This window comes from Deltaproteobacteria bacterium (assembly GCA_005879795.1).
GTDB lineage: Bacteria > Desulfobacterota > Binatia > DP-6 > DP-6 > DP-6.
On record VBKJ01000135.1, the window covers coordinates 14,794 to 40,275 of the forward strand.

Annotated in this window: 25 protein-coding genes and 1 pseudogene; 11 read left to right on the forward strand and 15 right to left on the reverse strand. The window is 72.3% G+C overall.

The features are described from left to right. Positions 1–2: 2 nt before the first annotated feature. The 7 genes from E6J59_09320 to E6J59_09350 form a co-directional block, all read right to left on the reverse strand. Positions 3–611 (reverse strand): ABC transporter substrate-binding protein, encoded by a 609-nt coding sequence (locus E6J59_09320; GenBank protein TMB20170.1) that lies wholly within the window; start codon positions 609–611, stop codon positions 3–5. Then, the gene (locus tag E6J59_09325) at positions 608–1,357 is read right to left on the reverse strand and encodes a VacJ family lipoprotein (GenBank protein ID TMB20171.1); all 750 of its coding nucleotides are present in this window, start codon (positions 1,355–1,357) and stop codon (positions 608–610) included. Before E6J59_09325 ends, E6J59_09320 begins: the two co-directional genes overlap by 4 nt. A gap of 11 nt (positions 1,358–1,368) precedes the next feature. Then, the gene (gene mlaD / locus E6J59_09330; GenBank protein ID TMB20172.1) at positions 1,369–1,830 is read right to left on the reverse strand and encodes an outer membrane lipid asymmetry maintenance protein MlaD; all 462 of its coding nucleotides are present in this window, start codon (positions 1,828–1,830) and stop codon (positions 1,369–1,371) included. 4 nt (positions 1,831–1,834) lie between these two features. Then, positions 1,835–2,608 (reverse strand): ABC transporter permease, encoded by a 774-nt coding sequence (locus tag E6J59_09335; GenBank protein ID TMB20173.1) that lies wholly within the window; start codon positions 2,606–2,608, stop codon positions 1,835–1,837. Further along, the gene (locus tag E6J59_09340) at positions 2,605–3,366 is read right to left on the reverse strand and encodes an ATP-binding cassette domain-containing protein (GenBank protein TMB20174.1); all 762 of its coding nucleotides are present in this window, start codon (positions 3,364–3,366) and stop codon (positions 2,605–2,607) included. The genes E6J59_09335 and E6J59_09340 overlap by 4 nt, the downstream gene beginning before the upstream one ends. Positions 3,367–3,857: 491 nt before the next feature. Next, positions 3,858–4,811: a DUF1624 domain-containing protein gene (locus E6J59_09345; protein ID TMB20175.1), complete on the reverse strand. Its 954-nt coding sequence runs from the start codon at positions 4,809–4,811 to the stop codon at positions 3,858–3,860. A gap of 1 nt (position 4,812) precedes the next feature. Then, a complete protein-coding gene (locus tag E6J59_09350) occupies positions 4,813–5,886 on the reverse strand; it encodes a PIG-L family deacetylase (GenBank protein ID TMB20176.1) in 1,074 nt (357 codons plus the stop codon). Between E6J59_09350 and E6J59_09355 the strand changes: the two genes are divergently transcribed. The 6 genes from E6J59_09355 (at position 5,883) to E6J59_09380 (ending at position 12,268) form a co-directional block, all read left to right on the forward strand. Then, positions 5,883–6,359, forward strand: coding sequence for a MarR family transcriptional regulator (locus tag E6J59_09355; GenBank protein ID TMB20177.1), 477 nt, complete (start codon positions 5,883–5,885; stop codon positions 6,357–6,359). The genes E6J59_09350 and E6J59_09355 overlap by 4 nt on opposite strands. Beyond that, entirely contained in the window at positions 6,343–8,169 is a 1,827-nt protein-coding gene (locus E6J59_09360; GenBank protein TMB20178.1) for a chloride channel protein, read from the forward strand. The genes E6J59_09355 and E6J59_09360 overlap by 17 nt, the downstream gene beginning before the upstream one ends. Before the next feature lie 167 nt (positions 8,170–8,336). Next, positions 8,337–8,711 carry a response regulator gene (locus E6J59_09365; GenBank protein TMB20219.1) on the forward strand — a complete coding sequence of 125 codons (375 nt, stop codon included), beginning with the start codon at positions 8,337–8,339 and terminating at the stop codon, positions 8,709–8,711. Positions 8,712–8,775: 64 nt separating this feature from the next. Further along, the gene (locus tag E6J59_09370; protein ID TMB20179.1) at positions 8,776–9,333 is read left to right on the forward strand and encodes a hypothetical protein; all 558 of its coding nucleotides are present in this window, start codon (positions 8,776–8,778) and stop codon (positions 9,331–9,333) included. Between the two features lie 59 nt (positions 9,334–9,392). Further along, complete coding sequence (locus tag E6J59_09375; protein TMB20180.1) at positions 9,393–10,916, forward strand: HAMP domain-containing protein; 1,524 nt, start codon at positions 9,393–9,395, stop codon at positions 10,914–10,916. Continuing rightward, the gene (locus tag E6J59_09380; GenBank protein ID TMB20181.1) at positions 10,916–12,268 is read left to right on the forward strand and encodes a sigma-54-dependent Fis family transcriptional regulator; all 1,353 of its coding nucleotides are present in this window, start codon (positions 10,916–10,918) and stop codon (positions 12,266–12,268) included. Before E6J59_09375 ends, E6J59_09380 begins: the two co-directional genes overlap by 1 nt. Before the next feature lie 458 nt (positions 12,269–12,726). On the opposite strand, the gene E6J59_09385 is transcribed toward E6J59_09380, so the two are convergent. Both E6J59_09385 and E6J59_09390 read right to left on the reverse strand, forming a co-directional pair. After that, complete coding sequence (locus E6J59_09385) at positions 12,727–13,557, reverse strand: alpha/beta fold hydrolase (GenBank protein ID TMB20182.1); 831 nt, start codon at positions 13,555–13,557, stop codon at positions 12,727–12,729. Then, positions 13,526–15,430: a hypothetical protein gene (locus E6J59_09390; protein TMB20183.1), complete on the reverse strand. Its 1,905-nt coding sequence runs from the start codon at positions 15,428–15,430 to the stop codon at positions 13,526–13,528. The genes E6J59_09385 and E6J59_09390 overlap by 32 nt, the downstream gene beginning before the upstream one ends. A gap of 158 nt (positions 15,431–15,588) precedes the next feature. On the opposite strand from E6J59_09390, the gene E6J59_09395 reads away from it, so the two are divergent. From E6J59_09395 to rodA, 5 genes are all read left to right on the forward strand, one after another. Continuing rightward, positions 15,589–16,623 carry a rod shape-determining protein gene (locus E6J59_09395; GenBank protein TMB20184.1) on the forward strand — a complete coding sequence of 345 codons (1,035 nt, stop codon included), beginning with the start codon at positions 15,589–15,591 and terminating at the stop codon, positions 16,621–16,623. Between the two features lie 96 nt (positions 16,624–16,719). Next, entirely contained in the window at positions 16,720–17,652 is a 933-nt protein-coding gene (gene mreC, locus E6J59_09400) for a rod shape-determining protein MreC (protein TMB20185.1), read from the forward strand. A 1-nt stretch (position 17,653) separates the two neighbouring features. After that, the gene (gene mreD / locus E6J59_09405) at positions 17,654–18,145 is read left to right on the forward strand and encodes a rod shape-determining protein MreD (protein ID TMB20186.1); all 492 of its coding nucleotides are present in this window, start codon (positions 17,654–17,656) and stop codon (positions 18,143–18,145) included. Then, positions 18,042–20,045, forward strand: coding sequence for a penicillin-binding protein 2 (mrdA, locus tag E6J59_09410; protein ID TMB20187.1), 2,004 nt, complete (start codon positions 18,042–18,044; stop codon positions 20,043–20,045). Before mreD ends, mrdA begins: the two co-directional genes overlap by 104 nt. Next, complete coding sequence (rodA, locus tag E6J59_09415; protein TMB20188.1) at positions 20,011–21,111, forward strand: rod shape-determining protein RodA; 1,101 nt, start codon at positions 20,011–20,013, stop codon at positions 21,109–21,111. Before mrdA ends, rodA begins: the two co-directional genes overlap by 35 nt. 69 nt (positions 21,112–21,180) lie before the next feature. Here the strand turns inward: rodA and trxA are convergent, their stop codons facing one another. From trxA to E6J59_09445, 6 genes and pseudogenes are all read right to left on the reverse strand, one after another. Beyond that, entirely contained in the window at positions 21,181–21,507 is a 327-nt protein-coding gene (trxA, locus tag E6J59_09420; GenBank protein ID TMB20189.1) for a thioredoxin, read from the reverse strand. A gap of 55 nt (positions 21,508–21,562) precedes the next feature. Beyond that, positions 21,563–22,138, reverse strand: a complete 576-nt coding sequence (locus E6J59_09425; protein ID TMB20190.1) for a carboxypeptidase regulatory-like domain-containing protein — start codon at positions 22,136–22,138, stop codon at positions 21,563–21,565. A 200-nt stretch (positions 22,139–22,338) separates the two neighbouring features. Then, positions 22,339–22,437: pseudogene (locus tag E6J59_09430) on the reverse strand (RNA-binding protein). 85 nt (positions 22,438–22,522) lie between these two features. Then, positions 22,523–22,807: a hypothetical protein gene (locus tag E6J59_09435; protein TMB20191.1), complete on the reverse strand. Its 285-nt coding sequence runs from the start codon at positions 22,805–22,807 to the stop codon at positions 22,523–22,525. A gap of 351 nt (positions 22,808–23,158) precedes the next feature. Then, the gene (locus E6J59_09440) at positions 23,159–23,416 is read right to left on the reverse strand and encodes a hypothetical protein (GenBank protein ID TMB20192.1); all 258 of its coding nucleotides are present in this window, start codon (positions 23,414–23,416) and stop codon (positions 23,159–23,161) included. 26 nt (positions 23,417–23,442) lie between these two features. Further along, positions 23,443–25,317 carry a hypothetical protein gene (locus E6J59_09445; GenBank protein ID TMB20193.1) on the reverse strand — a complete coding sequence of 625 codons (1,875 nt, stop codon included), beginning with the start codon at positions 25,315–25,317 and terminating at the stop codon, positions 23,443–23,445. Between the last annotated feature and the right edge of the window lie 165 nt (positions 25,318–25,482).

The window sequence follows — 25,482 nt, forward strand, 5'->3', positions numbered from 1 at the left end:
TCTCAGGACTTGAGCGGCTCGCCCTTCGCGTTCTTCTCGCGCAGGACGTCGAGGAGCTTCGCCGGCCCGCCGCTGCTCATGATGTCCTGGAACTGGGAGCGGAAGTTCGCGACCAGGCTCACGCGCTCGATGACGACGTCGATGATGCGCCAGGCGTCGTTCTCCTGGCGCAGCCGGTAGTCGACCAGCACGTCGGCGTTGCCGCCGCCGCGCAGGATCTTCGTCTTCACCGTCCAGTCGCCGTGCCCCTCGTCGCGCTCGCCCACCACGTCGACCTTCTCGTTGCTGTAGCTCTCGATGCTGCGCCCGTAGGTGAGCGAAAGGTGCGCCTTGAAGAGCCGCAGGAACTCCGCCTGCTGGTCGGCGGAGAGCCGGCCCCAGTTCCGCGCCAGCACGAGGTGCGACATGGTGTCGAAGTCGATGTTGGCGCCGGCCAGGTCCTCGATGCGGTGGCGCTTCTCCTCGCTCGAGAGGCCTTTGTTGCCGAGCACGTCGATGGCGGCCTGGGTCATCTTCTCGACGATGGCGCGGGGGCTGTCGCCCGCGCGCGCCACGGCGGCGAGGCACGAGGCCAGGGCGACGACGGCGAGAGTGCGATGGCGGATGCTCACGGCTTCTCCTCCAGGTCGAACTCGGGATGGTACAGCTCCTCGCTCTCCTCCGCGCTCGTCTCCGCGAGGTCGCGCACCAGGGCGCGGCGGCGCTGGAGATAGGCGTTGCGCACGAAGACGTAGTAGTCGAACGCCGAGGCCTTCGCATCCTCGACCTGCTTGAGCACGAAGGAGCGCGCGTTCACCGTGTCGGCCACCTGCGCGCCCCACAGGATCGCCTCGTCGATGAAGAAGGGCGTCACGCTGAGCGCGTAGTCGACCGCGAAGCCCGCCGCGTCGCGCGGGTCGGAGGGCCCGAGCAGCGGCAGCACGAGGTAGGCTCCCGGCGGCACCCCCCACACACCGAGCGTCTGGCCGAAGTCCTCGTCGTGCTTCACGAGCCCCCATCCCGAGGCGGGATCGAAGAGGCCGAGCACGCCGACGGTGGTGTTGACCCCGAAGCGCCCGACGTCGGAGGCGCCGTCCTTCACCTTGCCCTGCAGGAGGTCGTTCACGGTGACGATCGGGAAGCGGAGGTTGCCGAAGAAGTTCGAGACCGACGTTCGCACGCAGTGCGGCGACACCTTCTCCCAGCCCCTCGCGACCGGCGCGAGCACGTAGACGTCGACCTTGTCGTTGAACCAGAATATCTTCCGGTTCACGCACTCGAGCGGGTCGCGCTCGGTGCCGACGTCCTCCGCGGCGCTCGCCCGGCGGACGGCGGCGGCCCACGACAGGACGAGCACGGCGGCGAGGAGGGGACCCATCCGCCCCGGCCTCACTGGCTCTTCCCCCGATCGGCGCCGTAGATCAGCTTGCCGATCACCCGTTCCAGGACGACGGCGGACTCGGTCATCGTGATCTGGTCTCCCGGTTGCAGCAGCTTGTCGTTGCCGCCGACCTGGAGGGAGACGTAGCGATCCCCGAGCAGGCCCGCGGTCATGATCGAGGCGGTGGTGTCGATCGGCAGCTTGAGCGCCGCGTCGACGTCGACCCGGACGTGCGCGCGGTAGCTCTGGTCGAGGGTGATCGAGGCCACCTGGCCGACCTTCACACCCGCGATGACCACCTGGGCGCGCGGCTTGAGGCCCCCGGTCTCGTCGAAGTCGGCGTAGAGCGCCATGTGCCTGGGGCCGCCGTAGGAGACCCTGCCCACGCTGAGCGAGAGGTAGGCGACGGCGCCGAGGCCCGCGAGGACGAAGAGACCGACCAGGAGATCACGCACGGGCGCACGGCTCATCCGTTCACACCCCCCACAGCGCGGTGATGAAGTAGTCGAAGATCAGCACGCTGACCGACGCGACCACCACCGTCGAGGTGGTCGCGGCGCCGACGCCGGCCGAGGTGGGGACCGCGGTGTGACCCCGGTACGTGGCGATGAGGCCGACCAGCACGCCGAAGATGAGGGCCTTCAGCAGGCTGCCGAGCACGTCGTCGCGAAAGTCGACCGCCGACCGGAGGCTCGACATGTAGCTCCCCGGGTCCACACCCATGAGCCCCACGCCCACCAGGTAGCCGCCGAAGAGCCCGCACACGATGAAGAGCGCGGAGAGGAGCGGCATGGCGGCCGTCATGGCGAGCGCGCGCGGAGTCGCCACCAGGTCGATCGGGTCGACGGACATCATGCGCAGCGCGTCGAGCTGCTCGGTGGCGACCATGGTGCCGATCTCGGCGGTGGTGGCCGAGCCGGCGCGGCCGGTGGCCAGCAGCGCGGTCAGCACCGGGCCGAGCTCACGGATGAGCGAGAGGCCCACCACCGCGCCCAGCGACTGCTCGGCGCCGAAGCGCACCAGGGTGGTGTAGCCCTGGAGGCTCAGCACCATGCCCACGGCGAGCCCGCACACGCAGATGATGACCAGCGAGAGCACGCCCAGCTTGAAGAGCTCGTCGACGAACAGGCGCGCACGCACGGGCGGGGAGAGCGCCGCGCGTCCGATCTGCGCCCCGAAGCGGGCGAGTCGGCCCAGGTCGGCGACGAAGCGGACCGCCGCCCAGCCGAGGTCGCGGATCGCGTTCACGCGCGGGCCCCGCCCGGCGCGCCGTCCTCGTCGAGGAAGCCCGCCACGCGGCGGTCGGTCGTGCGCCGGAGCTCCGCGGGCGAGCCCTCGACGGCCCGGTCGGGCAGCAGCAGGACGACGTGATCGGCGATGCGCATGGTCGACGCGATGTGGTGCGAGACGATCAGCATGGTCGCCTGGAGCCGGTGGTTCACGTCCACGAGGAGCGTCTCGATGAGCCGCACGGACGCCGGATCGAGGCCCGAGAAGGGCTCGTCGCAGAGGAGGATCACCGGCTTCATGATGATCGCCCGGGCGAGCGACGCGCGCTTCACCATGCCGCCCGAGAGCTGGTTGGGCAAGAGCTCTTCGATACCGGCGAGCCCCACGGCGGCGAGGGCCTCGCGCACCGCGGCCGCGATCTCGGGCTCAGTCATCGCGGTGTGCTCGCGCAGGGGGAAGGCCAGGTTGTCGAACAGCGTCAGCGAGTCGAGCAGCGCGCCGTCCTGGAACATCATGCCGAGCTTCCGGCGCACGGCGTACATCTGCCGCTCCGAGCGGTGGGTGATCTCGTCGCCGTCCACCACGATGCGGCCTGCCTGGGCACGCACCAGGCCGCCGATCAGCCGGAGCAACGTGCTCTTGCCCGAGCCGCTGCCGCCGAGGATGACCGATACCCGGCCGCGCGGGAAGCGGCACGAGAGGTCGCGGAACACCACGCGCTGCCCGAAGGCCATGCGCACGCCGCTGAACTCGACCTGAGCATTGGACGGGCTCACGCGGGCGCAGGGTGCTCCCTTTCCGACATAGGGCTCGGCTTCCTTGTTATCCGTTTGGGAGCCCAGGCAAGGCTCGTGCCGCAGGGAATTGGGGGGAAATACTATTGTGACAGGGGCAGTGCAAGCAAAAGTCGACTCACACTTTACTCACAGGGTGAGTGTCGTCGGCCCGCGACGCCAGAGGCGGAACACCCGCACCGGGTGCGCTGCACACGGTCCCGAAGAGCAGCCTGCGCCGCCCGAGAGGACGTTCTCGTGGCCGCACGCCTGATTCGACATTGGGAACCGAATCCCGACCGCCGACCAGCGTTGCGAGAGCAAGTTGCGCGATCTTCGCGACTTCGGATTCGAGACGGTGAGTTCGTGGATCGGGCCGTCAGCGGGACCAGGGAGAGGCGTCGTTCGCTCGACCGCTTGCTGAGCGGTGACCGGGTCGACGTGCTCGTGTCAGTGAAGGGGGCTGCCGCGCCGCATGAACGCCGTCCCCCCGGTCAGATGGGGATGCGGATGCCCCGCCGCGCGAGGATGATGGTCAGCGCGCTCAGCGCCGCCAGCGCGGCCAGCACGGCCGCCATGCCGCGGAAGAGGGGCAGGCGCTGCCACGCCGGGAAGACCAGCCATGCCGGGTAGTAGACGAGCACGTACTGCAGCACCCACGCGGTGAGCGCGTTGGCGCCGACGGCGAGGAGCCAGGCGGGGAAGCCCACGCCCGCGCCCTCGAGTCCGGCGGTGGCGAGCAGGAGCGCGGCGGAGGCGGCGGTCGCGACGGCGACGAAGCTCGAGGTGCCGACCGTCTTGTTGAAGGGGACGCCGGCCAGCTGGGCGACCACGGTCCAGCCCAGGCCGGTGACGGCGACGGCGGTCGCGCGTCCGATCAGCCGGCGCGGCGGGGCGCCGCCCACGAGCCCGCGGCCAACCAGCAGCCCGGCCAGCGTGAGCGGCGCGAAGGCCAGGGCGGCGAGCGGGTTGTGATGCACCTCGCCGGGCGCCCCGCGAAAGAAGAGGGCGAGGAGCCCGAGCGCGAGCGCGGCCACGACGCCGTCCGGCAGCTGCGCGACGCCGGTGGCCACCACGCCCCCCAGGGCGAGCGTCTGCAGCACGCCCCACTTCGGCCTCGCGGTGAGCGTCCCGACCGAGTCGAGCACGATGCCGAGGCCGGCCAGGAGCGCGAAGCGCCACACGGCCGTGAAGCGTGCGGCGCCGGGCGCGAGTCCGCGCGCCGTGCGCTTGTGCAGGAAGAGGACGAGCGACACGCCGATCAGGAACTGGAAGACCGGCGCGGGGAAGTCGAAGGCTCGCAGCACGTCGCCCTCGTTGTGCTGCAGGACCTCGGGCACGCGGCGCAGGAAGACGTTCATCATGTTGGCGAACAGCATGCCGAGCACCGCGAGCGCGCGGCAGACGTCGACGAAGGCGAGCCGGGGAGCGGCGCCCTCGCCCGCCACCTCAGTGCACCTCGGCGATGCGGTCGAGCAGGCCCGACTTGACCCGCCCGTAGAGCTCGTTCGGCCGACAGAAGCGGCGGAGCAGGTCGCCCAGCATCGGGAGCTGGCTCCGGTACTCGCCGAGCGCCCCCTCCTTGGCGGCCAGCTCGGCGGGCACGAGGTCGGTCTCCGTCCACAGCGTGTCGGGGATGTTCTGACGGGAGGGCGGCGCGAGGCGGTCGCGGTCGGTGCCGGCGCTCGGCCACACGGGGTTGTGCACCAGGTAGGTGAGGACGAGCACGTGCTCCGGGAGCACGTGTGCGGCCTGGAGCGCGTCGAGCGCGTCGATCACGAAGTAGCTCGCGGTCGCATGGTCGAGGTGCGCGTCGTAGGGGTGCGGGATCACCACCACCGTCGGCCGGAAGGTGCGCAGCTCGCGGGCGACGAGCGAGGCCAGGTCCTGCCCGTCGTACTCGGCGCCGTCGGGCGCGGGAGGGCTGTCCTCCTTGGTGTAGGGCGAGGTGTAGGGGTTGGTGCGCGACCAGTGATCGCGCCAGAGCTGAGCGAGGCCGCCGTCGGGGAATCCGAGGAAGACGAGGTCGCGGCGGTGGAGCCCCAGGTGACGGGCGGCGGCAACCGCCTCGCGCCGCCGGAGCTCCCCGAACTCGAGGTAGTCGGTGTCGCGCGGCTTCTGCTCGTGGAAGTCCTGCGCCACCGCCTGCGGGTAGCCGTCGCCGTTGGTGACGAACACGATGCGCACCGGGGCGCCGCGGCGCGCGAGGCGGAGGATCAGGCCGCCGGCGCCGATCGTCTCGTCGTCGGGGTGCGGGGCGATGACGAGCACGCGCGCACCCGGGGGGACGACGAGCGGCGCACGCCGCGGGCGGGTGCCGGCCGGGACGGCCCCCAGGGCCGCGGCGGCGGCGAGGAGGACGCCCAGGAGCGACGCGAAGCCCGGGTGGGCCCGCGGGAGACGGCTCGGGGTCTGCAAGCGTTCGGGGACGACGTCCTCGAATCTACGCTGCACGCGCGGCGCGGGCAAGCGCACGTGGCGGCTCCCGGGCTGGCTGGGAATCCATATCGCAACACGATATATATCGACCGACCGTGGTCGCTCGCGACGTCACGCTGGCGGAGTACCGGGCGCTGGCCGAGTTCCGCCAGACGCTGCGGCGCTTCTACACCTTCAGCGCCGAGGCGGCGCGCGCGGCCGGGCTCCAGCCACAGCAGCACCAGCTCCTGCTCGCGCTCCGCGGCCTGCCCGGCGGCGCCGAGGCGACGATCGGCATGCTCGCCGAGGGGCTCGGCATCCGGCACCACAGCGCCGTCGAGCTGGTCGATCGCATGGAGGCGCGCGGCCTGGTCAGGCGAGCGCGCGGCGCGCGCGACCGCCGCCGGGTCCTGGTGCGACTCGCCCCGCACGGGCGGGCGCTCCTGCTGCGGCTGACGCTCGCCCATCGCGCCGAGCTGCGCTCGATCGGCCCCGCGCTGGTGCGTGCACTCGGCCGGCTCGTCCGCCCGCCCGCGCCGGCGCGGCGGTCTGGAGGTCGCCATGCGGGCCGGCGCTGAGCCGGGGGCGGCCGCCCCCGGCGACTTCACCACCACCTGGCGCGTCGTCCCGATGGCGCTCGCCGGAGTCGGGATCGGCGTCCTGGCGGCCTACGTCGCGCTCGCGCTCCTGCGCCTGATCGGGCTCTTCACGAACCTCTTCTTCTTCCAGCGCTGGGACACTGCGCTCGTCTCGCCGGCGGGCAACCGGCTCGGCCCGCTCGTCGTCCTCGTGCCGGTGGTGGGCGCGCTCCTGGTCGGGCTCATGGCGCGCTACGGCTCCGAACGCATCCGCGGCCACGGCATCCCCGAGGCGATCGAGTCGATCCTGATCGGCGGCAGCCGGGTCCAACCGCGGCTCGCCCTGCTCAAACCCCTCTCGGCCGCGATCTCGATCGGCAGCGGCGGTCCGTTCGGCGCCGAGGGGCCGATCATCATGACCGGGGGCGCCTTCGGCTCCCTGGTGGCGCAGTTCTTCGAGCTGACCGCCGCGGAGCGGAAGACGCTCCTCGTGGCCGGCGCGGCGGCGGGTATGTCGGCCACCTTCGCCTCGCCGGTGGCCGCAGTGCTGCTCGCGGTCGAGCTCCTTCTCTTCGAGTGGAAGCCGCGCAGCATGGTCCCGGTGGGCCTCGCCAGCGCCACCGCCGCCGCGGCGCGACGCTACATCATCGGGCTCGGGCCGCTCTTTCCGACCCCGCCGCACCCGCTCTTCATCGGCCCCGGGGGTCTGGTCGGCTGCGTGGTGACCGGGCTCGCCGCGGGCGCGCTCTCGGCGCTCCTGACGCTCGCCGTCTATGGTGCCGAGGACGCCTTCCGCCTGCTCCCCATTCACTGGATGTGGTGGCCGGCGCTGGGCGGGCTGGTCGTCGGCCTGGGCGGGCTGGTCTTCCCTCAGGCGCTCGGGGTGGGCTACGACACGATCGGGGCACTCCTCCAGGGCGAGCTGCCGCGCCGTGCTCTGATCGGCATCCTGCTCGTCAAGTCGATCATCTGGAGCGTGTCGCTCGGCTCCGGCACCTCGGGCGGCGTGCTCGCTCCCCTCCTCCTCGTGGGCGGCGCGCTGGGCGGGCTCGAGGCCGCGTTCCTGCCGTCGGAGGGGGCGGGCTTCTGGCCGCTCGTCAGCATGGGCGCCATGCTCGGCGGCACCATGCGCTCGCCCTTCACGGGCGTCGTCTTCGCCGTCGAGCTGACGCACGACGTGAGCGTGCTCCTCCCCCTCCTGCTCGCGGTCACCATCGCGCACGCCACGACCGTGCTCGCGCTCCGGCGCTCCATCCTGACCGAGAAGGTGGCGCGGCGCGGCTACCACCTGACCCGCGAGTACGCGGTCGACCCGCTCGAGATCCTCTTCGTGCGCGAGGTGATGCGGCCCGGCGTCGCCGTGCTGCCCGCGGAGCTGCCGCTCGCGGGGCTCGAGCGCTGGCTCGAGGCCGACGGGCGCACGCGGCGGGAGCGCCTCTACCCGGTGGTCGACGCCGAGCGCCGTTTGCTCGGCGTGGTGCGCTGGGGCGACCTCCCGGAGCTCCTGCGCGAGCAAGGCGCCGCGGCCGGCCGCCTCCTCGCCGAGGTGGTGCGCCGCGAGGCGGTGGTCGCCCACCCCGACGACCCGCTGCGCGTGGTCGCCTACCGGATGGCCGAGACCGGGCTCACGCGCTTCCCGGTGGTCGAGCGGGGCGAGGGACGGCGGCTGGTCGGCATCATCGCGTTACGCGATCTCCTCGAAGCGCGGATGCGGATCCTGGAGGCCGAGCACCGGCGCGAGCGCGTGCTGCCCCTGCGTCTGGTCTTCCCCTGGAGCAAGCGCCGGCGGCCGAGCGATGCCGCCGCGTGAGACCGCGCGCCGCCCCAGGGGTGTGGCGAAGCGCCCCGCCCGGCCGCGCGCGGGCCCGTCTTCTCGGCGCCGCGTGCCTGACTCCGCCCGGAACGGCCCATGCAAGCGGCCCGGTCGTGATGCCCGCCCCGGCCCCCGGCGCCCCGCCCCGCCGCCAGCCGCTCGTATTGCTCGCCGAGGACGACGCCGAGTTCCGCCACCTGCTCGCCACGGTGCTGGCGGAGGAAGGCTACGAGGTGGTCGAGGCCGGGGATGGGCTCGCCCTCCTCGCCTCCATTGAGGACACCCTGACCGTCCGGCGCGAGCGCCCCGAGGCTTTCCTGGTGGTGACCGACGTCCGCATGCCGGGCCTCACCGGCCTCGACGTCCTCGCCATCCTGCGCTGCGCGAACCGGGTCACCCCCGTCATCCTGATCACCGCCTTCGGCGACGAGGCGACGCACGCCGAGGGGCGCGAGCTGGGCGCGGTGGCCGTGTTCGACAAGCCCTTCAACGTCGACGCGCTGAGGGCCACGGTGCTGGAGACGATCCCACCGCGGTGAGCGCGGCGGGGCCCTCCGCCCGCCAACTCTTGATGAATGGCCGCGAGCCAGGCACGACACTGGCGTGGAGGACTTCCTCGCCCGCTACGGCCTGCTCGCCGTCTTCGCGGCGGCCGCCATCGAGGGCGACGCCAGCGTGGTGCTGGCCGGCGTCGTGGCCCACCTGGGCTTCTTCTCGCTGCCGCGCGCGGTGCAGGCGGCCTCGCTCGGCGGCCTGGTCGGCGACTCGGCGTGGTACGCGCTCGGGCGGCTGAACGCCGCGGCCGTGCGCCAGAGCCGCCTCTATCTCCGCGCCGCGCCCCTCATCGAGCGGCTGGTCGCGCGCCTCGGCGCGCGCGAGATCGTCATCTCCCGGTTCGTCTACGGCACGCGCATCGCGAGCATGTTCTACTGGGGGGTGCACGGGCTGCCATACGGGCGCTTCGCGCTCTTCGACCTCGTCGGCTGCGTGCTCTCGGCGAGCGCGCTCGCCGGCCTGGGCTTCGTCCTCAGCACGAGCGCCGTGGCGCTGGTCGGCCGGGTCAGGCGGGCCGAGCTCTGGCTGCTCGCCGTGCTGGGGACGAGCCTGACCGTCCTCGCCGTCGTCCGGCACGTGGTGCGGCGAGTGGCGCGCGAACGGTGAGAGCCTGGGCAGGGAACCCGCTCGCCCAGCCGGCGGGTTTCGGGTAGCGTTGGCGAGCCGTGCACCGTACGCTGCGCCTGCAGCTGATCGCGATCGTGGTGGCCACCGTCGCCACCGTGCTGGCCGCCTCCCAGTGGCTCGACACCCGCCTCTCGGAGAGCGCCCTCGAACACGACCTCGAGGAGCGTGCGGTTCTCTACCTGCGTACGGTCGAGTCACTCTGGGGGCGCACCGGTGCCGAGGCGCTGCGCCGCAAGCTCCAGACGCTGGTCGACGGCGACCGCGAGCTCACCGCGGTGGACGTGCTCCGGCAGCGGGCGGGCCGCTTCGAGCTCGCGCTCACCACCCGGCCGGCGGGCGAGAGCGCACCGCTCGAGCTCGATGCCGCGCAGCAGGCCGCGCTCCTGGCCGAGGGGGTCCTGCGCACCGCGACCGCGACCGAGGGCCGTGAGGGCGCGGAGATCTGGCGCATGGCCGGCCCGCTCGTGCGCGACGGTGCGCTGGCGGGCGCGGTGCAGGTGGAGTTCTCCCTCCTCGAGGTCGCACGCCTCGAGCGCCGGCTGCGCAGCATCGGGGGCATATTCCTGGTGTCCTCGATCGGGCTCATCTCGTTTCTCCTGGCGCTCTTCCTCGAGCGGCGGGTGGGGCACCCGGTGGCGGCGCTCGTCGGCGGCATGCGCCGCGCCGAGGCGGGCGAGCTCGAGGCGCGCGTCAGCGTGCCGGGGGGCGGGGAGTTCGCCTTCCTGGCGGGGAGCTTCAATCGCATGCTGGCGCGGCTCGAGGACCTGACCGCCGGGCTCGAGTCGCGGGTGCGCCAGGCGACGCGCGAGCTGGCCGACGCGAACCGCGAGCTCAAGGAGGCGAACGAGAAGCTCTGGAGCGCGCAGCTCGAGGTCGGCCGCAGCGAGCGGCTGGCCGCCCTCGGGCAGATGGCCGCCACCATCGCCCACGAGCTGGGCACGCCGCTCAACTCGGTGCTCGGCTACACCCAGCTTCTCCTGCGCGAGGACCTGCCGGCCGAACACGCGAACAAGCTCGCGGTGATCGAGTCGCAGGTGCAGCGCATGATCGAGACCATCCGCAGCGTGCTCGGCCGCACCCGCGATCGCGAGATCGGCCGTGGTCCGGTGGCGCTCGCGCCGCTGGTCACCGAGGCGCTCGCGCTGGTCGCGACCCGCCTCGCGGGCCGCGCGCTCGTGCTGCGCAGCGAGGTCCCGCCCGACCTCCCGCCAGTGCCGGGCGACGTGGCCGCGCTGCGCCAGGTGCTCATCAACCTCCTCGCCAACGCCATCGACGCCACCGAGCCGCCGGGTACGATCGTGGTCGGCGCCGGCGTGCTCTCCCCGAACGGCCGCGGGCCGCACCTGGAGATCACGGTCCGCGACAGCGGCCACGGCATGCCGGAGGACGAGATCCGGCGCGTCTTCGAGCCCTTTTACACCACCAAGGCGCCCGGGCGCGGCACCGGCCTCGGGCTCGCCATCGTGGACCACGTCGTGCGCGCGCACGGCGGCCAGGTCGTGGTCGAGTCGAGCCCGGGCCGGGGCACGACGATGCACGTGCGCCTGCCGCTGGAGGCCTGATGCCGCGCCTCCTCGTGGTCGACGACGACGCCGTCACCTGCCGGCTCCTGGCCGACGTCTTCCAGCGCGACGGCTACACCGTGATCGGCGAGACCGATCCGGAGCGGGCGCTCACGCGGGTCGCGGACGAGCCGGTCGATCTCGCCATCCTCGACGTGCAGATGCCGGAGATGGACGGCCTCGCCCTCCTGCGCGGGCTGCGCGCGCGGCTGCCCGACCTTCCCGTCGTCATCATGACCGCCTTCGGCTCGATCGACTCGGCGGTGCAGGCGATCGCCTCGGGCGCCGTCGACTACGTGAGCAAGCCGATGGACGTGGAGGAGATCCGCGCGACGGTGCGGAAGGCGCTCGGGCGCACGGCGGAAGCGCAAGCGACGCTCCCGGTGGCGGGCGAGCAGCTGGGCGGGGTGGTGGGCCGCTCGCCCGCCATGGTCGAGGTGTACAAGACGATCGCGCGCGTCGCGTCCGCGCGCAGCACGGTGCTCATTCTCGGCGAGAGCGGCACGGGCAAGGAGCTCGTCGCGCGCGCCATCCACGAGAACGGCCCGCGCCGCAAGCGGCCGTTCGTGGCCGTCGACTGCGGCGGCCTCACCGAGACCCTGCTCGAGAGCGAGCTCTTCGGGCACGTGCGCGGCGCCTTCACCGGCGCGGTCGGTGACGCGCCCGGGCTCTTCGCCGAGGCCGATGGCGGCACGATCTTCCTGGACGAGATCGGCGACGTGTCGCCGGCGCTCCAGGCGAAGCTCCTGCGCGTGCTCCAGGAGCATCAGATCCGGCCGGTGGGCGGCTCGGCGTGGCGGGCGGTCGACGTGCGCGTCATCGCCGCGACCAACCGTGATCTGGCAGGCGCGGTCGAGGAGGGGCGCTTCCGCGAGGACCTCTACTATCGCTTGAAGGTGGTGACGCTCCAGCTCCCGCCGCTGCGCGAGCGGCGCGAGGACATCCCGCTGCTCGTCGATCACCTGGTGCGGCGCGCGGCGCACGAGTGCCGCAAGACGGTGTCCGGGGTCTCCGAGCAGGCGCTCGCGTTGCTGCGCACCTACGGCTGGCCCGGCAACGTGCGCGAGTTGGCGCACGTGCTCGAGCGCGGCGTGGCGCTCGCGCAGCACGAGGTGCTGACCGCCGAGGACCTGCCCGACGAGCTCAGGCGGTCGGCACCCGGCCCGGCGCGCGCGACGCTGGAGGACCGCCCCACGCTGGCGGAGTTGAAGCGCCGCTACGTGCACCGCGTCTTCGAGGAGAGCGGAGGCAACGTGAGCCGGGCCGCGCAGGTGCTCGGCGTCGACCGCCGCTCCCTCTACCGCATGCTGCAGCGCTACGGGGTGTCGCCGCGGGGCGGCGAGCCGGGGTAGCCGAGACCGATTGCCACACCGCCGGGGCAGGCGGTCCCGCTCCCGCGGGCGATCCGGCCGCAATCGCGCCATTCGCCGTTGGCACTCCGCTTGCTCGCCCGGGCATGAGCCGTTTCCACGCTGTCGCCGTTCCCGCTTCGCCGGTCATGACCCGCGAGGTGGTGGACCCGCGGCGGGCCCGTTGCGGATCTCGGAGTGAAGACGTCGGCGGTCCCGTCCGTCCAAGGGCGTGGATGAGGACATGGCGGGAGCGCTGGCGCTGGTTCGGTCTCGCGCAGGAATGACTCCCGCGTCCTGCGCGTGTGTGGCGCGGAGCGGGCCTCGGCTCATCCCCCCATGGGCCACCCGCTCCGCGTCGTCTTCTCTCCCGGCGGGGCGGGCGTGAGCCGGCCCGCGCCGTCCTTCGAACGGCATCGAGTCGAGGGTCCGCGACGTCGGCGGCGAGCGCGGCGTCGCCGTCAGCATCGAGCGGGACAGGGCGGTGCAGCCGCTGCCTCGACCCGGCCGAGGAAGTCGGCCGCGAGACGCGCCACCTCGTCGCGGTCGTAGTCGAGCGTCACCACGTGCCAGCTCCGCTCGAGCACGTGGCTCTCGATGACGCGCGAGCCGAGGCTCCGGCGCGCCAGCTCGAGGTTGGCGAGCGGCACGCTGTGGTCGTGGCGCCCGTGGAGGAGGAGTGCCGGCTGCGTGACGCGTCCGATCTCGCCTCGCACGAGGGCCTGGAGGCGCAGCACCTCGAGCACCGCGGCGAGCGGCATGGCGCGGTAGCTCCGGCTCGCGGCGCGCACGGCGGGATCCGCGATGTCCGGCCCGCCGGGCTTGGGGATCGTGGCCCAGCGGCGCGCGATCCACGGGATGCGCGCGAGCAGCGGCAGCCAGCGCGCGCCCGCGCCGCCCAGCTTTAGGGGCGTGCCGCAGAGGACGAGGGCCGAGACCTCCGAGGGGCGCGTCGCCGCGAGGTGGAGCGCCAGGAGCGCGCCAAGCGACATGCCGGCGACCGCGAGCGCGGGCACGTCGCGGCGGAGGCGGTCGGCGCCCTCGGCGACGGACGCGAACCACTCCGCCCAGCGGGTGGCGGCCAGGTCGGCGACCCGGGTCCCGTGGCCGGCCAGGCGTACGGCGCGGACCGGGAAGCCCCGCGCGGCCAGCGCCTCGCCGAGCGGGCGCATCTCGTCGGGCGTGGCGGTGAAGCCGTGGATCAGGAGGCAGCCGAGGGGCCGGGAGCCCGCGAGCGCGAAGCCCTCGGCCGCGGGCGCGCTACCCGGGGGCGAGCAGATCGTTATGCACATCGAGCGCGCCCTCGCGCTGGGCGCGCCCCTTCAGGTGATCCACGTACGCCGTCCACACGGCCGCGTGCTTCTGCTTGAGGAGCGTCTCGCGCAGCTTGTCCCTGGCGCCCTCGAAGCCCGCCATGTCGGCGGGCGTGCGGGCGCGCAGCGCGGCCACGATCGCGTCGCCGCCCGTCGTGTACGCTCTGGGCGCGAGCGGAGCCTCGGCGGTGAGCGCGAAGGCGTCGGCGGTCAGCTCCGGGACCGAGCCGATCTTCGGGATCGGCTCCCTGCGCTCGAACGGTCCGCTCTCCTCGACCTGGACGCCGGCCTCGGCGGCGGCCTGGTCGAGACCGATCTCCCTGGCGCGGGCGAGGAGCTTCTCGGCGCGCTCCCTGGCGGCCGCCTCGCTGCGCTCGCGGCGGGCGTCGGCCGCCACGCGCTCGCGCACGTCGTCGAGCGGCGGCGTGTGCGCCTCGCTGTACCCGAAGGGCATGAGCAGGTAGATCGCACCCGGGACCTCGATCAGGTCGCTCGCCTCGCCCTCGCGCAACGCGAAGGCGGACTCGACGAACCTCGGCACGTGCCCCAGGCCCGGCACCTCGGGTCCGTTCGTGAAGGGCGGCGTCTCCTCGATCGTGCGGCCGGCGAGCGCCTCGGCGAAGGGCGTGCCGCGGGCGACCTTGCGGCGGTCCCCTTCCGCCTGCTTGCGCGCCAGCTCGAGGGCGCGCTCCTGCTTCAAGCCGTCCACGAGTTCGTCGTGCACGGCCTCGAGCGGCTTCACGCCCCCGGGCCGATGCTCCTCGATCTTGATCACGTGAAAGCCGAAGGACGTCTCGACGACCCCGCTCACGCCGCCCGCCGGGAGGGCGAAAGCCGCCTCCTCGAACGGGGGCGCCATGCGGCCGCGCGGGAAGAGGCCCAGGTCGCCGCCGTTCGCCGCCGAGCCGGAATCCTCCGAACTCGCCTTGGCGAGCGCGGCGAAGTCGGCGCCCGCCTTCACCTTGGCGAGCAGGTCCTCGGCCTTCTTCCGCGCCGCGGCCTTGGCGTCCGGGCTCGAGTCACCGTCGGCCTTCACCAGGATGTGGCGGGCGCGCACCTGCTCGGGCTCGGTGAACTTGTCCTCCTTGTGGAGCGCGTAGTACTCGGCGACCTCGCCGTCCTTCACCTCGACCTCGGACAGGAAGTCGGCCGGCCGGTAGGCGACGTAGCGGGCCCGCACACGCGCCGGGACGCGATAGCGGTCGGCGTGCTCGTCGAGGTATTTCTGCAGCTCCGCGTCGGAGAGCGTGATCGTCCCGGCGAGGTCGGCCGCCCGGCTGCGCACGAAGGCGAGGTTCGCCTTCTCGTGATCGAAGCGGTAGCGCTCCTCGAGCTCGCCGTCGCTCACCCCGACGCCGTCGGTGACGATCGCCACCAGACGCTGCTGCTGGAGGTCTTGGCGCACGGCATCCGCGAACTCGCCCGGGACCCGTTCGCTGCGCTTGATGAGATCGACGCGGCTCGGGTCGTAGCGACCGTTCTCCTGCAGCTCGGGCATCTGGGGCATGGCGTCGACTACGTCGTGGTCGGTGACCGCGATTCCCAGACGCGCCGCCTCGTGGCGCAGGAGCGCCCGCTCGATCAGCAGGTCGAGCGCCTGGCCGCGCAGGTTCAGGCTGTGCAGGAGATTCACCGAGCTGCCGCGCAGCAGCTGCTCGTACCGCCGGGTGAGCGCCTCGGTGGCCTGCTCGAGGTCGCGGCGGCTGATCACCTGGCCGCGCACGACGGCGACGTCCTGCCGGCGCTCGCCGCCGATCGCGCCGACCCCCCAGAGGATGAACAGGGCGGCCAGGACGCCGTAGAGGATCTTGATGGCGGTGGAGGTCGAGTACTTACGCAGAAAGCGAAGCATTCGCGCGCGTCTTCGCCGCGAAGCTAGCCGAGGACCTCCGGGTTTGCAAACCGGCGCCGCGGTTCAAGTTTCCGTTGCCGCGTGCCGATGTTTCTGGTAGCAGCTTGGCCAGCGCCAAACGACGAGCCGGCGGAAAAGACAGGGCGGGGCGCCGCACGATGATTCTCGACTCCATCCTCGGGCTCTTCTCGAACGATCTCGCGATCGACCTCGGGACGGCGAACACCCTCGTCTACGTGAAGGGGCAGGGCATCCTGCTGAACGAGCCGTCGGTGGTGGCCGTGCAGCCCGACTCGCGCGGCGGGCGCAAGGTGCTGGCGGTCGGCGCCGAGGCAAAGAAGATGCTGGGGCGCACGCCGGGCAACATCCAGGCCATCCGCCCGCTGAAGGACGGGGTGATCGCCGACTTCGAGGTGACCGAGGCGATGCTGCGCAAGTTCATCGAGAAGATCCACAACCGCAAACGCCTGGTCCGCCCGCGCATCATCATCTGTGTGCCCTTCGGCATCACCGAGGTGGAGAAGCGGGCCGTGCGCGAGTCGGCCGAGAGCGCGGGGGCCCGAGAAGTATACCTGGTCGAGGAGCCGATGGCGGCGGCGATCGGCGCCGGGCTCCCCATCACCGAGCCCACCGGCAACATGATCGTCGACATCGGCGGCGGGACGACCGAGGTCGCGGTGATCTCGCTCTCGGGCATCGTGTTCTCGAAGTCGGTGCGCGTCGGCGGCGACAAAATGGACGAGGCGATCGTCCAGTACGTGAAGCGTAAGTACAACCTGCTGATCGGCGAGCGCACCGCGGAGCTGATCAAGATCACGATCGGCTCGGCATATCCGGGCAGCGAGCTCCAGATGATGGAGATCAAGGGCCGCGACCTGGTCGCGGGGGTGCCGAAGACGGTCGAGATCACCGACGAGGAGATCCGCGACTCGCTGCTCGAGCCGATCAACCAGATCGTCGAAGCGGTGCGCGTCGGCCTCGAGCGCACCCCGCCCGAGCTCGCCTCGGACATCGTCGACAAGGGCATCGTGCTGGCGGGTGGAGGCTCGCTGCTGCGCAACCTCGACACCCTGCTCCGCGAGGAGACGGGCCTGCCGGTCATGCTGGCCGACGATCCGCTGACCGCCGTGGTCATGGGGGCAGGCAAGGTCCTCGATGAGCTCTCGCTCCTCAAAGACGTCGCGATCTCGTAACGCGGCGCGAGAAACGCGCGCCGCGCGCAATCACCCAACCGACCCCCACCATGGAGGGAGGCTGAGCGCGAGAGCGCTCAAGCCAGCCGACGGGGTCTGGGGCGCGCGGCGGAGCCGCGCGGGCGTTGGACGCGGAGCGCCCGGAGGGCGCGAGCACCGGACGGGCCCCCGGTAACGTTGGACTACATCCGTCGCAACGGCGTCGTGCTCACCGTGGCGCTCTGCCTCGTCGTCGGGGCAGCGCTGGTCGTGCGCAGCGGCCGCACCGCGGGCCGCGCCGACCCGCTCGGACGCGCCTTCCTCGAGCTGATGGCGCCGCTCGAGCGCGCCGCTTCCGCCCTCGGCCGCGCCATCTCCGGGAGCTGGCGCGGCGTGGCCGACCTGGTGCGCGCGCGGGGCGAGAACGCCGCGCTGCGCGAGCGGGTGCGGCGCCTCGAGCAGGAGCTCGATCGGCTCTCGGAGGTGGAGCTCGAGAACGCGCGCCTCCGCCCGCTCCTCGACTTCCGGCAGACGCTGCAGGGGGAGCTCCTCGCCGCGCGCGTCATCGGACGGGACGCGACCGGGCTGGCGCGCACGCTCACCATCGACCGCGGCGAGAGCGCGGGGCTGGCGCGGGGGGCGGCGGTGCTCGTGCCCGAGGGCATCGTCGGGCAGGTGTTCCTCGTGAGCCGGCATGCAGCTCGCGTCCTGCTCGTCACCGACCACAACAGCGGGGTGGATGCGCTCGTGCAGCGCACGCGTGCCCGTGGCATCGTACAGGGGACGGTGGACGCGGGCTGCGTGCTCAACTACGTGAAGCGCACCGAGGACGTACAGGTGGGGGACACGCTCGTCACCTCCGGGCTCGACGGCATCTTCCCGAAAGGCCTGCCCATCGGGCGCGTGACGACCATCGACAAGCGGGGGCAGGGCCTCTTCCAGTCGGCCGAGGTCACGCCCGACCTGGATCCCGAGCGGCTCGAGGAGGTGCTCGTGACGCGCGGTCCGGTCACGCCCGTCGAGCCCGCGCCGGCGGCGCCGGGGAAGTAGGGTGCGGACCGGAGTCGCGCTGGCGCTCGCGGCGGTCGTCGCCATGCTCATCCAGACTACGATCTTCCCGTCGCTCCCGGGCCTGCCGGTCGTGCCCGACCTGATCCTCGTCCTGGCGGTGTACCTGGGCGCGGCACACCACACGGTCGGAGGTGCGGCCGGCGCGTTCCTGCTCGGCTACTTCCTCGACACCTTCTCGGGCACCCTGCTCGGGCAGAACGCCTTCGCGCTCTCCGCCGTGTACTTGAGCGTGCGGTTCTTCGCCCGCCACCTCTGGTTCGAGCGGGGGCTCCCCGTCATGGCGCTCGCCTTCTACGGGAGCCTGGTGCACAGCGCGGCGGTGGTGGCGGCCGCCACGCTGGCAGCGACGCCCAACCCCGTCGGGCACCATGCGCTGCGCACCGGGTTCGCCTGCGCGGCCCTGGCGGCCCTGGTCGCTCCGGCGGTGTTCGCCGCGCTGGCGTGGGAGAAGCGCCTCCTGGGTCTCGCCTGAGATGTCGACCCGCGCCGTTCACGTCGTCTCGCGCGAGGTGCCGCCCGAGTTCCAGCTCCGCATGGCGGTGGCGGTCGGCGTCGTGTTCGTCGCCTTCGCGCTGGTCGGGCTTCGCCTGTGGTACCTCCAGGTCGAGCGCGGCACGCAGATGCGCGTGTTCGCGGACCAGAACCGCATCCGGCTGGTGCGGGTGCCGGCGGCGCGGGGCGTGGTGTACGACCGCCACGGGGAGATCCTGGTCGACAACCGCCCGTCGTTCGACGTCGTCTTCGTCCCCGAGGACGCCCGCGAGCGCCGCCGCCAGGTGTTGAAGACCCTCGCGGGGTACCTGGGCGACGAGGAGACCGCGCTCCACCAGGCGATGCGCGCGCCCGGAAAGGAGCGCGAGCGCTTCCAGGGCGTCGTGCTGCGGCGCGACGTCGACTGGCAGGGGGTGGTGGCGCTCGAGACGCACCAGCTCGACCTGCCCGGCGTCTCGCTGCAGGTGGCGCCGAAGCGCTACTATCCGTTCGGGCCGCTGGCCGCGCACCTCCTCGGTTACGTCGGCGAGGTGAGCAAGGGCGAGCTGGCAGGGGGCGACGGCGACGGTTACGTCCCCGGCGACCTGGTCGGCAAGGCTGGCCTCGAGAAGGCCTTCGATGCGGATCTGCGCGGCAAAGCCGGGGGGCAGCAGGTGGAGGTGGACGCGCTCGGGCGCCGCGTCCGCGTGCTCGAGGAGGTCTCGGACCTGCCCGGCGGCACGCTCACGCTGACCCTCGACCGCGATCTGCAGGAAGCCGCCGACCGTGCCCTGGGCGAGGCCGACGGCGCGATCGTCGCGCTCGATCCACGCACCGGCGAGCTGCTCGCGATGGTCTCGCACCCGTCCTTCGACCCCAACGTGTTCGCGCGCGGCATCCGCGGTGCGGAATGGCACGCGCTGGTCGAGGACAGGAAGCACCCGCTCAACAACCGCGCCGTCCAGGGGGTGTTCCCGCCCGGCTCGACCTTCAAGGTCGCGGTCGCGGCCGGCGCGCTCGAGGAGGGCGCGGTGACCCCCTTCACCGGCGTGACGTGCACGGGCGGCATCCCGTTCGGCCACCATTTCTTCCACTGCTGGAAGAAGGGGGGGCACGGCGCCGTGAACCTGCACAAGGCCATCGTCGAGTCGTGCGACGTGTTCTTCTACCAGGCGGGGCGCCGGCTCGGCGTCGACGGGATCGCGGAGTACGCGCATCGCCTCGGGCTCGGCCTCCCCACTGGCATCGCCCTCCCGCACGAGCAGAGCGGGACGATCCCCGACACGGCGTGGAAGCGGCGGCGCTTCGACCAGCCCTGGTTCGAGGGCGAGACGCTCTCGGTGGCGATCGGCCAGGGCTACGTGACCGTCACGCCGCTCCAGATGGCGAACCTGGCGGCGACCATCGCCAACGGCGGCACCCGCCGCCGGCCCTTCTACGTGAAGCGCGCTGTCGGCGCGGAGGGGAGGGTGCTCGAGGTCGAGCCCGAGGTGCTCGGCGAGGCGCATCTCAAGAAGAGCACGCTCGCGCAGGTGCGCGAGGGGATGCGCGACGTGGTGATGACCGAGGGCGGCACGGGCAAGAAGGCGCGCGTGCCCGGCGTCGTGGTGGCGGGGAAGACCGGCACCTCGCAGGTGGTGAAGATGGGCGAGGACCGCGCGCGCGCGAACCGCGGCGCCGAGGTGATGCGCGACCACGCCTGGTTCATCGCCTACGCGCCCCTCGACGCGCCGGAGATCGCCATCGCCTGCATCATCGAGCACGCGGGCGGCGGGGGCGGCGCCTTCGCCGCGCCCGTCGTGCAGCAGGTGCTGGCCCACTACTTCGACCGCAACCAGGGGCCCATGCCTCCGACCCAGCAAGCCAATGCGGTTCGACCGCCGACTGATCACGCACTTTGAGTGGCTGCTGCCGCTCCTCGCGCTCGCGGTGAGCGGCCTCGGCGCCATGACGGTCTACAGCGCGACCCACGCGCCGGGGACGAGGGGGCTCTCGCCGCTCGCCCTGCGCCAGCTCCTCTGGCTCGCGGCCGGCTGCCTCGCGATGCTCGCCGCGCTCGTCTTCGACTATCACCGTCTCGAGCGCAGCGCCTTCGTCATCTACCTGCTCGTGCTGCTCGCCGTGCTCGCCGTACCGGCGTTCGGCCGCATGGGCGGCGGCTCGCGGCGCTGGATCCCGCTCGGTCCGGTGTCGATCCAGCCCTCGGAGTTCATGAAGCTCGGGCTCGTGCTGGTGCTGGCGCGGCACTTCGCGCGCACGTACGAGCGCGGCCTCGGGCTGCGCGCGGCCATCGTGCCGATGCTCGCGACCGCCGTGCCGGCGGCGGCGATCCTCGCGCAGCCCGACCTGGGCACGGTCGCCATCCTGGGCATCGTGTCGCTCACCATGCTGATGCTGGGCGGCATCCGTCTGCGCTGGTTCGTCCTGCTCGGCGTGGTGGTCGCGGTCGCGGCGCCGCTCGGGTGGCCGCACCTGAAGGTCTATCAGCAGAAGCGAATCCTCACCTTCCTGCATCCCGAGATGGATCCGCTCGGCGCCGGCTATCACGTCCTGCAGTCGAAGATCGCGGTCGGCTCGGGGATGACGTGGGGCAAGGGGTTCCTGCGCGGCACGCAGAACCATCTCAACTTCCTCCCCGAGCAGCACACGGACTTCATCTTCTCGGTGTTCGCGGAGGAGTGGGGCTTCGTCGGCGCGCTCGTGCTGATCGCGCTCTACGTCGCGCTCGTGCTGCGCGGGATCGTGATCGCCACCCGCGCGCGCGACCGCTTCGGCGTTCTCCTGGTCCTCGGTCTCACCGCCACCGTCTTCTGGCAGGCGGTCATCAACGTGGGCATGACCACCGGCCTCCTCCCCGTCGTCGGCATCCCCCTCCCGTTCTTCAGCTACGGCGGCTCCTCCCTCCTCTGCCTCCTCGTCGGCGTCGGCCTCACCATGAACGTCTCGATGCGCCGCTACTTCTTCTGAGGGGAGAGGGGTGGGGCGAGCGCGCAGCGCGGGCGGCCCCGCCGCTCGCGCCACCGGCGCACGCCCGCGCTACGCCACGACCGAGCTGATCGCCTTGACGAGCTGCGCCTTCGGGACGGCGCCGACGATCTGCTCCTTCACCTGCCCGCTGTGGAAGACGATCAGGTTCGGGATGCCCCGCACGCCGTAGCGCGCCGGCGTCTTCGGGTTGTCGTCGACGTTCATCTTCATGACCTTCAGCTTCCCGGCGTACTCGCGCGCGATCTCCTCGACCACGGGCGCGATGGCGCGGCAGGGCGCGCACCAGGGAGCCCAGAAATCGATGAGCACGGGCGTGGGGCTCGCGAGCACTTCGCGATCGAACGAGTCGTCAGCAACCGGTAGCACGTCGGCCATTCGTCCTCCTTACCAGCGCGCACGATAGCAAACGGGTCGGGGTGACGGAAGGACGTCAGCCGGTCTGGTGATGGAAGGGACCGAAGCGCACGACGCTCGTCTTGCCGGCCTTCACCTCGACCCGCCGCTCGACCGTGTCGAAGCCGCGCGCGCGCACCGCGAGCGTGTGCTCGCCGTACGGGACCGCGAGCCAGCGCCGGTCGAGGTTCTCGGCCGTCAGCCAGAAGCGCCCGTCGAGATCCACCGCGGCGCCGTCGGGCACGCCCTGGAGCTGCACGAGGCCGTAGCTGCCGCGCTCGGTCTCCTCGCGCGACGGCGGCGCGCTCTCCGCGCGCGCCTCGCCTTCCGCTTCCGGGGGCGGCTCGCTCCAGCCCTCGACGTCCGGCGGGGGGTACACCGGATAGGGCAGGTAGTAGGGGTAGTCGTACGGGAAGAAGAACGGGTCGAAGAAGAAGCCGCCGTCGATGAAGACGCGGGAGCCGGGGTGCGAGTGGAAGAACGGGCGGTGTCCGACGAAGGGCCCATGATGGAAAGACGGCCCATGATGGAAAGACCCCCGCGCGTGCGCGTCCGTGCTCCCGGCGAGGCCGAGCGCGAGGCCGAGCGCGGCGACGGCCAGCGGGCGCTTCACCGCCGCTCCTCGCCTCCCCGCGGCGGTGGGGGCGGCGCCTCGACGCCGCCCTTGGCGCCGTAGCTGACCGTGCGGCTGAACACTTCGAGCGGCGCCACGAGGATGTAGTAGACGCCGTATCGTACCACCAGCCCCGCCGCGTAGAAGGGCGCGTAGATCACGCGCATGACCGGCGAGAGGGGCGGGGGCGGCGCGACCCGCGGCGGAGGAGGGTAATAGTAGCGCGGCGGGGGAGGAACGGGCCGGGCGACCGGCGGAGGTGGCGGCGGATAGGGCGGCGCGGGCTCCGGGTCGGCGGCCAGCAGGCCGCTCGGCACGACGAGCAGCAGGGCGAGCGCGCCGGCCACGCTGCGACGCCTGAGCGATGCCTGGGCGCCCGTCATGTCACCTGAGGTGCGGCGGCACCCACACCCGGTAGGGCCGTCCCCACGGGTCGTAGCGCCATTCCCACTGGCCGGGCACCCATCCCGGCGGGGGGACCTCGTAGGCGGGGTACGGTACCGCGTACGGATAGTAGTAGGGATAGGGGTAGGCCGGGAAGCCGACGGCGCCGCCGACGAAGACATGGACACGGGCGCTGGCCGGCCGTGCGGAGCCCAGGAGGAGCACGCCCAGCAGGGCGGCCGCCATCACGCCCGCGCGCCGCCAGCAGTTCCTCCCGGCTGTCACGCGCGGCCGCAACACGCGGGCGGCATCGGAGTTACGCGGGCGGCCTGCCGAGGAGGGGAGTCGAACCCCTCGAGAGTGAATTCCGTCAGGGCAACCGTCAGGAAGGGGCGTCATCGGGCACGAATTGTGCCCACCGGGCACAATTTGCAAGACGCCGGGGGGAGAGGGGAACACCCTTGTGTACGAGTCGCGCGACGCCCTTCGCGCGCCACACGCTCGGCGCCGGATGAGCGGCCTCGAGGCCGGCGACCCAAGCGCGGGGGCACGGGGGATGCCGAGCTCCTCGGAGGACGCACGCCTCGGTCGCCCGCGCCGTGCCGGACTCGGGGGACTCCCGCCCGCCGTGCCGGCCTACTGCTCGAGCTCGTCCCGGAACGCGCCGCTCGGCGAGCACTCGGGACGCGTGAGGTCGACGGACGCGGCCGGGAGCGTCGGCGGCGTCGGGAAGCTCACCTTCTTGAACTTGAACAGGCGGAGCAGCGGGTCGGCGTTCGCGTCGCGCTTGGTGAGCGCGGGCAGATCGAAGCGCGTCTCGCGAGCGCGATGGCGAGCAGGGCGATGTTGCGCATGAGCACGCTTACCACGGCTCGCTACGCGCCCGTCAAACATATCTTCAGACGGTATCGAGCCCGGCCTCACTCCCCGATGTGCGAGGCGGCGGCCCAGTCCTTCATGAGCTTCACGTCGGGCCTGAGGAGGAAACCGGTCCTGATCGCCCGCCTGGCCGCCTTGTCGTACGCGACGACGAAGGCGCGGTGGTTCGGGTAGAGCGACGCCAGAGTCGTCGCGTCGAAGGGCGTGGTGGTGCCGAACAGCCGGCAGAAGAGCGAGCCGCTCTGCTCGCCGGTGAACGTGGCGATCGGCACGTCGACCTGCGGCGTGCGGATGCCGCCGCGGGCGTTGCCGTGGCTGTCGCGCATGATCGCGACGGGCGGGCCGGCCGCGACGGCCAACCGCGGCGCCGAGCGGGGCGGCCGCCCGGTCCGCACCCAGCGGTTCAAGGCCGCGAAGGCGGCATTCACGACGAAATGATGCGGTCCGGAGTTGATCGGGCTGCCGCACATGATGAGGCCGGGGATGGGCGACGCGGTGATCAGGAGATCGACGATGCCGGGCGAGTTGCCGAGATCCCCCGGGCCCGTGACGAGCGTGTACGTGTCCGCGTGCGCCGTCCCGGCCACTTCCCAGAGGCGAAAGTGCCGGCTGTCGTCCTGCCGAGCCGAGAAGTATGCGAGGAACGTCAGGTCCGTCTCCGTCTCGAGCGCGAGCACCGGCACGTCGACGTCGCTCCGGATCGCCGCCGCGCCCGGCGCCGGGATCGCCGGCTGCGGCGCCTCGGACAGCGGAGTGCCGAAGGCCCCACGGCTGTGCACCAGGTAGCCGTCGTAGACGTGCGCGATCGGATGAATCGCGTCGATGTAGTCGACCAGCCGGAAGGCCGACTGCGAATCGCCGGAGGCGATCAGTCTCTTCACCTTGAGCCCGCCGAGGGGGCTCGGGCCCGCCGGCTGTCGGATCGCCTGCCCCGCCTGCGAGAAGATGTCGTACGAGAAGCTGTCTCCCGGGTGGTTCAGCGAGCCGTACCGCGCCGGATTCACCGCCTTGAGCGGCAGGCTCACGACGCCGACCAGGGCGGTACCGCCTTCTACGCCGACGCGCTGCGCGGAGACGCCCATCCACGCGAAGCCGTCACGGATGAGCTCGGTGTGGGCCGTCGTCCAGTCGACCGCGGTGTCGAGACCGCCGCTCACGTTGAGCCACTCGACGACGACCGTGCCGTTGAACTTCTTCGGGCTCGTCGGCCGGTAGACGAGGATGCGCGTCTTGTAGGGCGTCATCTCGCCGGGCGCCACCGTCCACTTGCCGTCGGTGCCGAGCGGCCCGACGTTCGTGTAGGCGCTCGCCGTGCCGGATATGAAGAACTCTTCCGCCATGTGTCCGACCTGGGAGAGGTCGAACCCCGTCCCGAAGACGAACGGGACCCCGGGGCCGGTGATCGGCCCTTCGATCGTCGGGCTCGGCACCGCCGCCGACGCGCGCGGTATGACTGCCGAGCAGTGGAGCAGGGCGGTGAGCGCCAGAACGACCACGCCGAGCCGGGTTCGATTCACGTGAGCGGACGTGCGCGACATCGACGATCCTCCTCGGTCGTTCTCGATGGTGCTTTCGACGGGGCCCTCTCGCCGTGAGTACGACGGGTTGGCCGCTGCGGAGACGAAGCCCTTCGCTTCGAGTCGGTCGAGTGTCGCGTAGATCGCACCGAAGGAGTAGTCGCGCCGCGTGCGGTCCTTGATGGCGCGGTGGATCGTGACGCCGTAGGCGTCGCCGTGGGTCTGGAGAACCGCGGCGAGAACGATCTGCTCGAAGCCGCTCAGATAGTCGCGTGCCATGAGCAATCTCTGCACTGTAGGGAAAGAGAGATCAAGGCGGTTCGGCAGGGTCGGGTAGGTCAGGGGGGTAGCTCGAGGGGCTGCTCCCTCGCGCTGGGCGCCAGCCGGGATGCGTCTCATCCGGCTGGCAGCCAGGCCAGTGCTGGTCGCCACCGCCCGCGCCGAGCCGCGGGTTTACCGCAGCCCCGACCGCGGCGTTCCGCCGGGCGCTCTCGGCCGCGGCCCGTCATCGCGTGCAAATCGGACCGAGGCCAGAAGACTTCGAGAGCGCGGTTCGCGAGGCGC